A 12,179-nucleotide genomic window follows, 5' to 3' on the forward strand; every position below is an offset into this window, starting at 1 on the left:
GCCCCACGTGTTTCCGGGGGGTGTCGGCGCCCGCTGTCGCCGTACGGTCGCCGTGTCGGGGACGTTTGCGCTGATTGCCGCCCTATGAACTTTCTGCCAACTGTTGACAGTTGCCATTCGGCGCTGTTGTGATGAACGCCGCAGACAGGAATTCCTTGCTCGAAAGGAATAGGCATGTCGAGGCTCAAGGTAGGCGTCGTCGGACTCGGGACCATGGGCGCCCAGGTCCTGTGGCAGCTCAGCAGGCGCGGCGTCGACGCGACCGGGTACGACACCTACTGGCCCGGCCACCCCCGCGGCGCCGCCGGCGGGGAGACCCGGCTCTTCCGCACCGTCGAGATCGAGGACCTCCGCTACACGCCGCTCGTCGCCCGGGCCCACGAGATCTGGACCGAGCTGCAAGAGCAGACCGGCCGCGAACTGCGGGTGCTCGACGGAGCCCTGGCCATGGGCTCGCCCGCCCACGAGCAGATGCGCACCGCCCTGGCCTGCGCACGCGCCTCCGACCTCCCCCACGAGGTCTACGACGCCGCCGAGCTGAAGAAGCGCCACCCCCAGTTCGCGATGGACCCCGGCGACGTCGCCATCTGGGACCCCAACGGCGGCTCGATCCGCCCCGAGCTGACGGTCGCCGCCACCGCGGCCCTGGCCGAGCGCAACGGCGCCACCGTCCACCGCTCCGCGGCCGTCCGCGAGATCCGCGAGACCCCGCGCGGCGTCGCCGTGGCCACCGACACCGGCGAGACCGAGTTCGACCGGGTCGTCGTCGCCGCAGGCGGCTGGACCAACTTCCTGCTGCCCCGCTTCGCCCCGCTGCTGACCGTGCGGCGGCTGATCTCGGCCTGGTTCTTCGCCCGCGACCCCGGCTACCTCGCCACCATCACACCCTTCATCCGCACCGTCCCCACCTACTGCTACGGGCTGCCCGTCCCCGACCGCACCGCCATGAAGATCGGCCTGGGGTTCGACCACCACCTGCCCGCAGACCGCCCCGACGAGGTCGAGCGCGTCGTGCGCCCCGAGGAACTGGAGCCGTTCCAACAGGCCGCCGAACGCTACCTGCCCGGCCTCGATCCCCACCCCATGCGCACCGACACCTATATCGAGACCTACACCCCCGACCACCGGGAATGGGTCGGCGCGCATCCGGACATGGCCGATGTGATCGTCCTCGCCGGGTTCTCCGGGCACGGATTCAAGATGTGCCCGGCGATCGGCGAGGCCGGCGCGCAATTGGCCGTCGACGGGCACACGGACCTGGACATCGGATTCCTCCGCCATCCAGGGGGCTCCCCGGCCGACATGGGCTGACGGCGTTCGCCCGTCCCCCTGCACCGGCACCCCGCATTGACACCCACGGAATTGAGGTGATCCACCAGATGTCACCGAGGAACGAAAAGGCGCCCTGGGCGGCCGGAACCGGCGGCGGGCTCGACCGCCGGCGGCTGCTCCGGCTCGCCGGACTCACCGGGCTGGCCGGCGCCGGCCAGCTCACCATCGGAGGCTGCTCGGCCTTCGGGCGCCAGCGCGAAGGCACGGTCGTCTTCGTGTCCGACGGCGGCGAGTACCAGGCGGCCGAGCGCGACGCCTGGCTCACCCCCTTCCAGGCCCGGCGCCCCGACCTGCGGGTCGCCGAGGACGTGCCCAAGAACTACGCCAAGCTCCAGGCCATGGTCGCCAGCGACAACGTCCTGTGGGACCTGGTGACCGCCACCGGCGACTTCGGGTTCGGCCCCGACCGGGACTCCCTGGTCGACTTCGCCGGGCACGGCCTGCCCCTCGACGAGCTCATGCCCGAGTACACCCACGACTCGATCGTGGGCCACACCATCTTCTCCAACGTGCTCGCCTACCGCACCGACATGTTCGGCGGCAAGGAGCCCGAGGGCTGGGCCGACTTCTTCGACCTCGACAAGTTCCCCGGCCGGCGCGGGCTACGCAACTTCCCCTCGGGCGCCGTGCTGGAGATCGCGCTGACCGCCGACGGCGTCGCCCCCGAGGACCTCTACCCCATCGACTTCGACCGCGCCTTCGCCAAGCTCGACACCATCAAGGACGAGACGGTGTTCTGGACCACCGGCGCCCAGTCGGCCCAGCTCATCGCCGACGGCGAGGTCAGCATGGTCCAGGTGTGGAACGGCCGGGTCTACAACCTCCAGAAGGAGGGCGCCCCGATCGCGATTCAGTGGAACCAGCACTTCATCCAGGCCGACTCCCTGGTCGTCCCCCGCGGCGCCAACGTCGAGCACGCGATGGACCTCGCCCGGTTCTGCCTGTCGGCGGAGAACAACGCCAAGCTCTCCCGCCACATCCCCTACGGCCCCACCAACCGCGAGGCGCTGGACCTGGTCGAACCCTCCATGGTCGAGCACCTGCCCACCAGCTACCTCGACATCGGCATCGACTTCGACAACCGGTGGCTCAACGCCAACCGCGCCGAGGTCGACTCCCGGTGGCAGAACTGGGTGAGGTCCGCATGAGCACCACCGACCCCGCCCCGAGCGCCCCCGCCACGGCCCCGGCCGCCGAGGGCCACCGCGGCTGGAACATCCTGGTCTGGCCCGCCCTGGTCTTCCTGACCGTCCTGTTCCTGTTCCCCTTCCTCCAGACCGCGCTGCGCTCGGTCACCGAGCCCGGCCCCGAGAACTACGCCATCTTCGTCGACGACCCCGTCTACCTGCGGTCGCTGGTCCAGACGTTCCTGACGGCGCTCGTGGTGACGGCGGCAGCCCTGCTGATCGCCTACCCCTACGCCTACCTGATGTACCGCTCGGGCCCCGTGGCGGCGGGCATCCTCACCCTCCTGGTGATCCTGCCGTTCTTCACCAGCCTGCTCGTGCGCACCTACGCCTGGACCGTCTGGCTCCAGGAGACCGGGACCGTCAACTCCGCGCTGATGGCGCTGGGGATCATCGACGCGCCCCTGCCACTGATGCGCAACATGCTCGGCGTCACGATCGGCATGACCCACTCCCTGCTGCCGTTCATGGTCTTCCCGATCTACGCCGCCATGCGGCGCGTCCCGCCCTCCCTGGTGCCCGCGGCGCGCAGCCTCGGCGCCACGGCCGCCTTCACCTTCCGCACCGTGTTCCTGCCGCTGACGGCGCCCGGCGTGGTCGCCGGCGCCCTCATCGTCTTCGTGATGTCGCTGGGCTACTACATCACGCCCGCGCTCCTGGGCTCGCCGAGCAACTCCATGCTCTCCGAGCTCATCGTCAACCAGGTCGAGCAGCAGGTCCAGTTCGGCGTCGGCTCGGCGATCGGCATCGTCCTGCTCGCCCTGACCCTGGCCTTCCTCTTCCTCGGCACCCGCCTGGTCGGGTTCAAGGACATCGTCACGGGAGGCCGCTGATGCCCGCAAAGACCCCCTGGGCCCTCAAGGCCTTCGGCATCACCGTCGGCGCGCTGCTCATCCTGCCCACGCTCGTGGTCATCCCGATGTCGTTCTCCGCGAGCGCGTTCCTGAGCTTCCCGCCCCAGGGACTCTCGCTCGTGTGGTACCGGGAGTTCTTCACCGACCCGGTGTGGATGTCGGCGGTCGCCCAGAGCCTCCAGGTCGCCGTGTGCACCACCGTGCTGTCGGTGGTGCTGGGGATCATGACCGCGCTGGGGCTCATCCGCGGCCGGTTCCGCGGCAAGGGCCTGCTCCAGGTGCTGATCCTGAGCCCGATGATCATGCCGCTGGTCGTGCTGGCCGTGGGCCTGTTCCTCGTCTACAGCGACTGGCGGATCCTCGGCTCCCTGGGCGGCCTGATCCTCGGCCACACCGTGGTCGCCTACCCGCTGGTCTACATCGCCGTCTCCACCAGCCTGCACGGCATGGACCGGTCGCTGGAGCAGGCCGCCGCCAGCCTCGGCGCCACCCGGTGGTTCGTGTTCCGCACGGTCACCCTGCCGCTGATCGCTCCGGGGGTGCTCAGCGGCGCCCTGTTCGCGTTCACCACGAGCTGGGACGAGCTGATCCTGTCGATCTTCCTCTCCAGCCCCATCGTCAAGACCCTCCCCGTCGTCATGTGGCAGCAGGTGCAGACGGAGCTGTCGCCGACCCTCGCCGTCGCCGCCACGCTCGTCATGGCCACCACCATCGTGCTGGTCGTCACCGCCGCATGGATCGGGGCCCGCAGGAACGTCCGGAAGGCAGTGAAGCCGTGACCGCCACGACCCTCGGCGGAGAACTCCGCCTGTCCGATGTGCGCATGTCCTATGGCGGCCAGCGGGGCGTGGACTCCGTCAGCCTCGACGTGCGCCCCGGCGAGTTCCTGACCATGCTCGGCCCCTCCGGGTCGGGCAAGACCACCACCCTCAACCTCATCGCCGGGTTCCTGGAGGCCGAAGCCGGGTCGATCACCCTCGACGGCACCGAGCTGGCCGGGATCCCGCCGCACCGCCGCGAACTCGGCATCGTCTTCCAGCAGTACGCGCTCTTCCCGCACATGACCGCGGCCCAGAACATCGGCTACCCGCTGCGGGTGCGCGGCATCAACGGCGCCGAGCGCAAAAAGCTGGTCGACGAGGCCCTCGACCTGGTGCAGCTCTCGGACTTCGGCGACCGCAAGCCCGCCCAGCTCTCCGGCGGCCAGCAGCAGCGCGTCGCGCTCGCCCGCGCCACCGTGTTCAAACCGCGGCTGCTGCTCATGGACGAGCCGCTGGGCGCGCTCGACAAGAAGCTCCGCGAGGCGATGCAGATCGAGATCACCCGCATCTGCCGGGAGCTGGGGGCCACCGTGGTCTACGTGACCCACGACCAGGAGGAGGCCCTGGCCATGAGCGACCGCATCGCCATCTACAACGCCGGCCGGATCGAGCAGCTGGGCACCGCCGAAGACCTCTACGAGCGCCCCGCCTCCCTGTTCGTCGCCGACTTCGTGGGGGAGTCCACGGTGCTGCGCGGCACCTGCTCCAACGGGACCCTCGCCTTCGGCGGCACTGCACTGACCACCGCGCCCGGCGGCGGCACACCCCCCGACGGCGCCCCCGCGGCGCTGGTCCTGCGCCCCGAGAACGTGGCGGTGTACCCGATGGCGGCCGGCGACACGATCCCCGCCGGGCACAACCGCATCCGCGCCACGGTCACCGAGTGGATCTACCTCGGTGTCGCCAAGAAGTGCCTGCTCACCTGCCCTGACGGCACCACCGTCACAGCGCGCACCGCCACGCGCTCCGACGGCGCCGCGCTCGCCCCCGGCGACGAGGCGATCGTCGCCTGGGACCCGGAGAAGTCCGTGGTCGTCCCCGACGGCCCCCGCCCCAGCTGACCCCGCACCCGGGGCGGCACCCCCGGTGCCGCCCCGCCCACCCGCCGGCCACCCCAAGGATGGAATGGAACAGTGCCCACCAAGCCCGTAGTGACCTTCGACTGCTACCGCACCCTGGTCGACTTCGACCTCAACCGCGCCACCCTGCCCATCGTGCGCGACCGCCTGGACGAGGTCGGCGTCGACCACGACGAATTCCTCGACAACCTGCGCATCATGCGCTTCCAGGGCGTGGCGCAGCCCTACCGGCGCTACGCCGACATCGTCCGCCAGACGCTGGAGACGTGCATGCTCCTGCACGGCATCGCGTTCCACGACGAGGACTACGAGCGGCTCATGGACGCCGCCCGCCGCTTCCCCGCCTTCCCCGAGGTCCCCGCCGCCCTGCGCCGGCTCAAGGAGGGCGGATATGAGATCGCGATCATCACCAACAGCGACGACGACCTGATCCCCCACCACGTGGCCGCCATCGGGGTGGAGTTCGACCACGTGGTCACCGCCGAGCAGGCCGGCGCCTACAAGCCCCGCGACCAGGCCTTCCAGCACCTGTTCTCGGTGCTGCCGCAGTCACTGGACCAGATCACCCACGCCGCCCAGGGCTGGGAGTACGACATCATGCCCACGAAGAAGTACGGGATCCGCCGGGTGTGGGTCAACCGGTACAACCGCAAGGGCAGCGAGTACTACCGGCCCTACGACGAGATCGCCGACCTGTCGGCGCTGCCCCCGCTGCTGGGCATCGCCGGCGACCGGTAGAGGATGGGGCCATGTCCCACACCACCACCCTGGCCGTCGCCGTCGGCGGCCACCGCCCCGATCTCTCCCACCTCGCCGGCGCCGAGGTGCGCTACGCGGCGCCCGCGGAGCTGCCCGCCGCGATCGAAGGGGCCGACGCCCTGCTGGTGTGGGACTTCTCGGCGCATGGGATCGCCGCGGCGTGGCCCCGCGCCTCGGCGCTGCGCTGGATGCACGTCTCCAGCGCCGGGGTCGACCGCGTCCTGACCCCGCAGGTCATCGACAGCGACGTCGTGGTGACCAACGTCCGCGGTGTGCTCGACGACACGATCGCCGAATACGTGCTGGGCCTGGTGCTGGCGCTGGCCAAGGACCTGCCCGGCACCCTGCGCCGCCAGGGTGGGAGGCGCTGGGAGCACCGGCCCACCGCCCGGCTGCGCGGCACCCGGGCCCTGGTCGTCGGTCCCGGCGCCATCGGCCGGGCGATCGGGTCCCTGCTGGGCGCGGTGGGCGTCGGCGTCGATGCGGTGGGCCGCTCGCGGCGGGGCGGCGACGACGTGTTCGCAACGGTGCACGGCCCCGATGAGCTGGCCGCGGTCGTGGGCGGCTACCAGTGGGTGATCGTCGCGGCGCCGCTTACCGAGCAGACCCGCGGACTGGTCGGCGCCGATGTGATCGACGCGATGGCGGCCGACGCGCGGCTGGTCAACGTGGCGCGCGGGCCGATCGTCGACGAGGATGCGCTCACCGAAGCGCTGCTCGGCGCGCGGATCGCGGGGGCCGCGCTGGACGTCTTCCACCACGAACCGCTGCCGGAGTCACATCCTTTGTGGGGGTGCCCGAATGTTATTATCTCCCCGCATATGGCGGGGGATTTCTTCGGGTGGCGCGATTCCCTGCTCGACGTTTTCACCGAGAACTTCGAACGGTTCCGCTCGGGCCGGCCATTGCTGAACGTCGTCCGCAAAGATCTGGGATTCGTCGTGTGACCGGGCCGGTGCGCAACCGGCCCGGCCGATCATTGGGAGGAGACCCGATGGGCGGGCTCGACACCGTCAAGCCCATGAGGCACCAGGGGACCGCCGATCTCATCGCCGACCTGCTGCGCGAGCGCATCCTCAACGGCGTGCTCGCGGCCGGGGAGCAGATCAACGAGGTCCACCTGGCCGCGCGGCTGGAGACCAGCCGCGGCCCCGTGCGCGAGGCGGTGCAGCGGCTGGTCCAGGAGGGCCTGCTCACATCGGTGCGCAACCGCGGGACCTCGGTGGTCGAGCTCGACTCCGACGACATCGCCGACGTCTACCGGGCGCGCCTGGCCGTGGAGCGCGAGGCGGCGCGCGTGGTGTTCTCCCGCGACCTCGGCGGGCTGGTCGCCGCGCTCGACGGCGTACTCGCCGACATGCGCGCGGCGCTCGCCGGGCGGGTCTGGGGCGAGGTCGCCCGCGCCGACCTCGCATTCCACCGCACCATTGTCGACGCCGCGGGCAGCCGGCGGCTGAGCAAGATGTTCTCCACGCTGATCGCCGAAACGCTGCTGTGCATCCACAAATTCGAGTACATCTACGATCCGCCCGATGTCATCCTGGAACACCATCAGCGGCTCGCCGATCTTCTCCGCGCGGGCGACGCCGATGACTATTTGCGCGAGATCGACTGGCACCTCCAGAATTCGGTGAAGACGATCCGCGCGGCGGACGCCGCCGGCTGACGCCGCCGCGGGCCGGGCCTGCGGCACTTCGGTCCCTCGGCCCGGGTGCCCGGCCCGGCCGCCGCACCGGGCTGTACCGGGCCCGGGAACGGGAACGGGGTCCTCAGCCCTCGCCCTCCAGGATGCCGTCGATGACGTCGCCGAGGACCGCGGCGCGCTCCTCGTCGGTCAGCAGGCGCAGCTCGGCCAGCGCGTCGGTGGTGGCCACCTTGTGGCCCGCCCGCGACTCGATCACGCAGCCCCGCGCCACCTCGTGCGTGGCGCGGCCGAGGAACCGCAGCTCGTGCGGCGGGGCCAGGTCGGCGAGGGTGACCGGGTAGCGGGTGCGGCGGGTGCGCCACTGCTGTGCGCGCTTGAGCGCGTAGCCGCGCAGGAGCGCGTCGAAGACCCCCGAGGGCTCCAGGTCCGCCAGCGCCTCGGAGCCGGCCCGCGCACGGCACGGCGCGCAGTTGGCCAGCTCGGCCTTCAGCAGCCGTCGCGCGGCGGGGTGGGTGACGTGCTCGGCGTCGAGGGCGGTGGGGTGTCGGTGCGCCATGGGCTCCCCGGGTCGCTGTCGCGCGCCTGGCGCGGCGCGGTTGGCGGCCAGCGTACCGAGACAGCCGGTGGCGCTCCGGGTATTGCGCCCCGCCTCAGTGCTCGTCCCAGTGGTCGTCGTGCTGGTGGTGGAGGTGCCCGTCGTGGACGTAGTCGACGTGGTCGTCGTGGGGGACCGCGACGTGGCCGCACCCGTCACCGTGCAGGTGGCCGTGGCCGTCGTGGGTCCGGTGGGGACCGCCCGCACCACAGTCGTCCCAGTGGTCGTCGTGCCTGTGGTGCAGGTGCCCGTCGTGGACGTAGTCCACATGGTCCTCGTGGGGGACCGCGACGTGCCCGCACCCCTCGCCGTGCCGGTGGCCGTGTTCCGTGTGGATCTCGTGCTGTGTCGCCGTCATGCCCTTCCCCCCGACCCGTCAATTCGACAATCGGCTTCACTTGAAGATGGGTGATCGATCCTCTGATTCCCGTCGTTTTCACGGTAGCAACGCGATGTGCGCCCAGGCGGGAACGACTCGGCTCAGGGTGAACGTCTTCCCTGGTCAAGGCGGAACAAACGCCATTTCCGTTCAAAATGGGGATGTGTGAATTACGTGCGCCCCTCTAGGGCGTGTTACGAAAGTCCCGCCTGCCTCTCGGTCGAACGACGGGGCCTTACATGCCTAGGCGCACCGGCGACTCGGCGGGGCCCGTCAGTCCGTGGCCGGCAGCGCGTTGTCCAGGAGGATCTCCGCCGCCGTCCGCGCATACCGGCCGTAGTCCGCCTCGCCCAGCACCATGGCGCGGCTGGCGGCGCCGTCCGCGAGGGTCACGAGTTGCTCGGCGAGGAAGGTGGGCTGGCGGCAGCCCAGTTCCGCTACCAGGTCGGCCACCAGTCGCACCATCAGCAGTTTCTGTTCGCGGGCGTAGGAGTGGACCGCGTTCTGCGGGTCGGGGAACTCCACGGCGGCGTCGATGAACGGGCATCCGCGCACTGGATCAGTGGCCGCCGGGGGCGGATCGAACAGCGCGAGGATTCTCTCCTTGGCGGGGAGGTCCTTGCGTACCAGCACGCCCTCCAGGGTGCGCCCCGTCGAAGCGAGGTTCTTCAAGTGGGCGAGGACGAGCTCGTCCTTGGTTGGGAAGTGTGCGTAGAGGGTGCGCTTGGACACTGGAGCCCGCTCCGCGATCTGCTCCATGCGTGTCGCGTTGATCCCCTGGGCCGCGAACAGTCCGGCCGCTGCGGCCAGAATACGCTCCCGCCCTCCGCGACCCTGCCGTCGAGATGCCGTCGTCGCCGTGGTCATGAGGTAAGTATACGACTGTGTTTACTTCGGAAGGGGTGGCTGTTGTATGGTGAGCTTCTAGGTAAACGTCAGCGTTTACTTAAGTGATCCTGAAGAGGAGAGTTCCATGAGCAGGCCGGTCTTCACCCGGACACGCACGAGCGAGACACTTACCGGCGGGACACGCACGGGGGAGTACGCCGAGCAGCTGATCCGCGGGCGTCGCGCGACCCGCGCGTTCCGACCCGACCCGGTGCCGGAGGACGTTCTGCGCGCGATCTTCTCCCTCGCCGGCGCCGCGCCGTCCAACTCCAACGCGCAGCCGTGGCGGGTCGAGATCGTCGGCGGCGCACGACGAGACCGCCTGGCCGACGCCCTGCGGACGGCCCACGCCGAGCGACGCGTCACGGCCGACTACCCCTACGCCGAGGACATGTACGCCCCCGTCCACCAGGAACGGCGGGCCGCCTTCGGGGCTGGCCTGTACGCGGCGCTGGGCATCGGCCCCGACGACCACCCGGCCCGCGCCGCCTACGACGTGGAGAGCATGGGCTTCTACGGAGCGCCCCACGCCGCGTTCCTGTTCGTCACCGGCGACGGCGGACCGCGACTGGCCGCCGACGCCGGCGCCTACCTACAGACGCTGCTGCTGGCCATGACCGCCTATGGCGTGGCCAGTTGCCCGCAGGGCATGCTCAGCTTCTACGCGGACACCGTCCGCGACGAACTCCGCGTGGACGAAGGAAAGCTGCTCGTGGGCATCTCCTTCGGCTACGCAGACGAGGACGCACCGGTGAACCAGGTCGCGACCGGCCGGGCGGCCTTGGAGTCGACCACCACCTTCCACAGCTAGAGTCCGTCGCGAAATTGCTGGTCACAGCCACTCATTGAGGACTGCAATCAGTACGGTCGACTCCTATCGGACGGCGAGTTCGTCGTATCTCGCGGCGACAGCCCGGTGGCGCTTGAGGCGATTGATGCCGCATTCCACCGCATGGCGCTCGCGGTAGCCGGCCGGATCGAAGCGCGGCGGCCGGCCGCCGCGGGAGCCTACGCCTGTTCCGCAGTGGCTAGGTCTGCGGGCCGAGGTAGCCGTACACGGGGTGTTCGGCGAGGTAGCGCCGGAGTTCGGGTTCCGTCATCCGGGCGAGTGCAGCCCGGACGTATTCGTCCCACTTCTCACGGATGGCGATGGGCTCGTCTGGAGGGACCTTGGCCACGCGGGTCTCGTGGCCGCATTCGGCTGAGAAGATCCTGAAGCCCAAGAGATCGCGGCTCTCAAGCTCCCGGATTTCGACGCGGTGTTGCATGGCCCATTGGCGGAGTTCCGGCACGGTGACCTGCCGGATGTCGGAGATCATGCGGTGACTCCCCGACGCTCCGCTCGGGCGGCGGCCAATGCCTCACGCATATGCCGCGCGTACCATGCGGCCCGCGCGAGGCGTGCGTCTCGTTCGCCTTGTTCCCATTTCACCCGGTACGGGCGTACGCGGACGCTCGGCTTGGCTACGCTGTTTGTCGTCATCGTCGCTCCGAGATCAGACGGTGGCCGTGTCCCGGGTCGTTCACGCGGCGCCGGGGCGGCTTGTGTAAGGGGGCGGCGGAATAGGACGCCTCCATAGACAAGGTGGCGACGATTAGCAAGATCCCGTAGTGTTCGCGAATTTTTTGGGATTCGCCGTACCGCCTTGAGATCCCATCGCTATCGTGGGGAGATGACCCCCATCGCCTTCTCTGAAGCACTTGCTCGATTCCGCGAGTTGGCAGGGCTTACGCAGCTTCAGCTGGCCACCCGGAGCGGCACTGCGCATTCCAGTGTCAACCGTTGGGAAAAGGGTGGTTCCATGCCGAAACGGGATAATGCGGAACGCCTGGATGCCGCTCTGGGCGCCAACGGTGACCTGCTGGCCGCGTGGCGCCGTTCCACCACCGGAAACGGGATCCCCGAGTGGGCACGGGACCTGGACGCGATCGAACGAGCCGCGCGTCAGCTGTCCATCGCCGCGCCGTCGCTCGTGCCCGGGTATCTCCAATGCGAGTCATACGCACGCTTCGTGTTCTCTGCAAGTCGGCCATTGGCATCATCGGAAGAACTGGATCAGCTCACCAAGCTGAGGTGCGACCGACTGGGCGAACTCCCGGATCTGCGGGTCACGGCCGTGTTCCCGTTGTCGGCTTTGACCGGCCTTCCTGACGGGATTGCTAAAGAGCAATCCCGGCACCTCGTGGAATGGGCTGCCACCGGCAGGGTGGCTCTTCACGTTGTGCCAACGGGTTCGATCATGGTGGTCCCCACATCACCGGTCATGCTGTTCCGCCTGCGGGGCGGGGACCTGGTGATCACCAGCGACTACGCGGACGGTAGTGTGACAATGACCCCCGACACCCACGAACGCGTGAGTGTTCTGTTCACAGCAGCACTGGCGGCATCCCTGCCGGTAGATCTCTCGCTCGCAGCATTGAAGGACGTCTATGAGTGACTGGCACACCTCCAGCTATTCCCCCAACGGTTCCAACTGCGTGGAAGTCCGCCAGGACGGGACGGGCGCTGACGTACGCGACACGAAGCACCGGGACGCCGGATCCCTCTCGTTCTCCGTGTCCGAGTGGCGTGCTTTTCTGACCGACGTCGACCGCCTGTAGCCAGCGGACCGGCAAACACAACCGCGGCCCCGGGGACAT

The 12,179-nt window shown here is 69.6% G+C and carries 15 protein-coding genes and 1 pseudogene; 11 read left to right on the forward strand and 5 right to left on the reverse strand.

Annotation, left to right across the window (positions count from 1 at the left end; translation table 11 throughout):
- Window positions 1–174: 174 nt before the first annotated feature.
- The 8 genes from solA to ACFOVU_RS15420 all read left to right on the forward strand — a co-directional run bounded on the left by solA (window position 175) and on the right by ACFOVU_RS15420 (window position 7,698).
- Window positions 175–1,311 carry an N-methyl-L-tryptophan oxidase gene (gene solA, locus ACFOVU_RS15385; protein WP_378534182.1) on the forward strand — a complete coding sequence of 379 codons (1,137 nt, stop codon included), beginning with the start codon at window positions 175–177 and terminating at the stop codon, window positions 1,309–1,311.
- Window positions 1,312–1,379: 68 nt separating this feature from the next.
- Window positions 1,380–2,480 (forward strand): ABC transporter substrate-binding protein, encoded by a 1,101-nt coding sequence (locus ACFOVU_RS15390; protein ID WP_378534183.1) that lies wholly within the window; start codon window positions 1,380–1,382, stop codon window positions 2,478–2,480.
- Entirely contained in the window at window positions 2,477–3,352 is an 876-nt protein-coding gene (locus ACFOVU_RS15395; protein ID WP_378534184.1) for an ABC transporter permease, read from the forward strand. The genes ACFOVU_RS15390 and ACFOVU_RS15395 overlap by 4 nt, the downstream gene beginning before the upstream one ends.
- A complete protein-coding gene (locus tag ACFOVU_RS15400) occupies window positions 3,352–4,152 on the forward strand; it encodes an ABC transporter permease (RefSeq protein ID WP_378534186.1) in 801 nt (266 codons plus the stop codon). The genes ACFOVU_RS15395 and ACFOVU_RS15400 overlap by 1 nt, the downstream gene beginning before the upstream one ends.
- Complete coding sequence (locus tag ACFOVU_RS15405) at window positions 4,149–5,255, forward strand: ABC transporter ATP-binding protein (RefSeq protein WP_378534188.1); 1,107 nt, start codon at window positions 4,149–4,151, stop codon at window positions 5,253–5,255. Before ACFOVU_RS15400 ends, ACFOVU_RS15405 begins: the two co-directional genes overlap by 4 nt.
- 72 nt (window positions 5,256–5,327) lie before the next feature.
- Entirely contained in the window at window positions 5,328–6,011 is a 684-nt protein-coding gene (locus ACFOVU_RS15410) for a haloacid dehalogenase type II (RefSeq protein ID WP_378534189.1), read from the forward strand.
- Window positions 6,012–6,022: 11 nt separating this feature from the next.
- Window positions 6,023–6,979, forward strand: coding sequence for a D-2-hydroxyacid dehydrogenase (locus ACFOVU_RS15415; RefSeq protein ID WP_378534191.1), 957 nt, complete (start codon window positions 6,023–6,025; stop codon window positions 6,977–6,979).
- Window positions 6,980–7,026: 47 nt separating this feature from the next.
- Window positions 7,027–7,698, forward strand: coding sequence for a GntR family transcriptional regulator (locus tag ACFOVU_RS15420; protein WP_378534193.1), 672 nt, complete (start codon window positions 7,027–7,029; stop codon window positions 7,696–7,698).
- Window positions 7,699–7,801: 103 nt separating this feature from the next.
- Here ACFOVU_RS15420 and ACFOVU_RS15425 read toward each other — a convergent pair whose 3' ends face one another.
- The 3 genes from ACFOVU_RS15425 to ACFOVU_RS15435 all read right to left on the reverse strand — a co-directional run bounded on the left by ACFOVU_RS15425 (window position 7,802) and on the right by ACFOVU_RS15435 (window position 9,518).
- Window positions 7,802–8,233, reverse strand: a complete 432-nt coding sequence (locus tag ACFOVU_RS15425) for a hypothetical protein (RefSeq protein WP_378534195.1) — start codon at window positions 8,231–8,233, stop codon at window positions 7,802–7,804.
- A gap of 94 nt (window positions 8,234–8,327) precedes the next feature.
- Window positions 8,328–8,630, reverse strand: coding sequence for a threonine dehydratase (locus ACFOVU_RS15430; RefSeq protein WP_378534197.1), 303 nt, complete (start codon window positions 8,628–8,630; stop codon window positions 8,328–8,330).
- A gap of 294 nt (window positions 8,631–8,924) precedes the next feature.
- Window positions 8,925–9,518, reverse strand: coding sequence for a TetR/AcrR family transcriptional regulator (locus tag ACFOVU_RS15435; RefSeq protein WP_378534199.1), 594 nt, complete (start codon window positions 9,516–9,518; stop codon window positions 8,925–8,927).
- A 106-nt stretch (window positions 9,519–9,624) separates the two neighbouring features.
- Here ACFOVU_RS15435 and ACFOVU_RS15440 point away from each other — a divergent pair, with 106 nt between their 5' ends.
- Window positions 9,625–10,350, forward strand: coding sequence for a nitroreductase (locus ACFOVU_RS15440; RefSeq protein ID WP_378534201.1), 726 nt, complete (start codon window positions 9,625–9,627; stop codon window positions 10,348–10,350).
- A gap of 63 nt (window positions 10,351–10,413) precedes the next feature.
- Here the strand turns inward: ACFOVU_RS15440 and ACFOVU_RS15445 are convergent.
- Together ACFOVU_RS15445 and ACFOVU_RS15450 are read right to left on the reverse strand one after the other, a co-directional pair.
- Window positions 10,414–10,548: pseudogene (locus tag ACFOVU_RS15445) on the reverse strand (IS5-like element ISDge16 family transposase); the annotation flags it as partial.
- A 19-nt stretch (window positions 10,549–10,567) separates the two neighbouring features.
- On the reverse strand, window positions 10,568–10,858 hold the full coding sequence (locus ACFOVU_RS15450) for a hypothetical protein (protein ID WP_378534203.1): 291 nt from the start codon (window positions 10,856–10,858) through the stop codon (window positions 10,568–10,570).
- A 354-nt stretch (window positions 10,859–11,212) separates the two neighbouring features.
- Between ACFOVU_RS15450 and ACFOVU_RS15455 the strand changes: the two genes are divergently transcribed.
- Window positions 11,213–11,977 (forward strand): Scr1 family TA system antitoxin-like transcriptional regulator, encoded by a 765-nt coding sequence (locus tag ACFOVU_RS15455; RefSeq protein ID WP_378534205.1) that lies wholly within the window; start codon window positions 11,213–11,215, stop codon window positions 11,975–11,977.
- Window positions 11,970–12,140: a DUF397 domain-containing protein gene (locus ACFOVU_RS15460; RefSeq protein ID WP_378534206.1), complete on the forward strand. Its 171-nt coding sequence runs from the start codon at window positions 11,970–11,972 to the stop codon at window positions 12,138–12,140. The genes ACFOVU_RS15455 and ACFOVU_RS15460 overlap by 8 nt, the downstream gene beginning before the upstream one ends.
- The last annotated feature ends 39 nt before the right edge of the window (window positions 12,141–12,179 follow it).

It is taken from the genome of Nocardiopsis sediminis (assembly GCF_042650565.1).
Lineage (GTDB): Bacteria > Actinomycetota > Actinomycetes > Streptosporangiales > Streptosporangiaceae > Nocardiopsis_B > Nocardiopsis_B sediminis.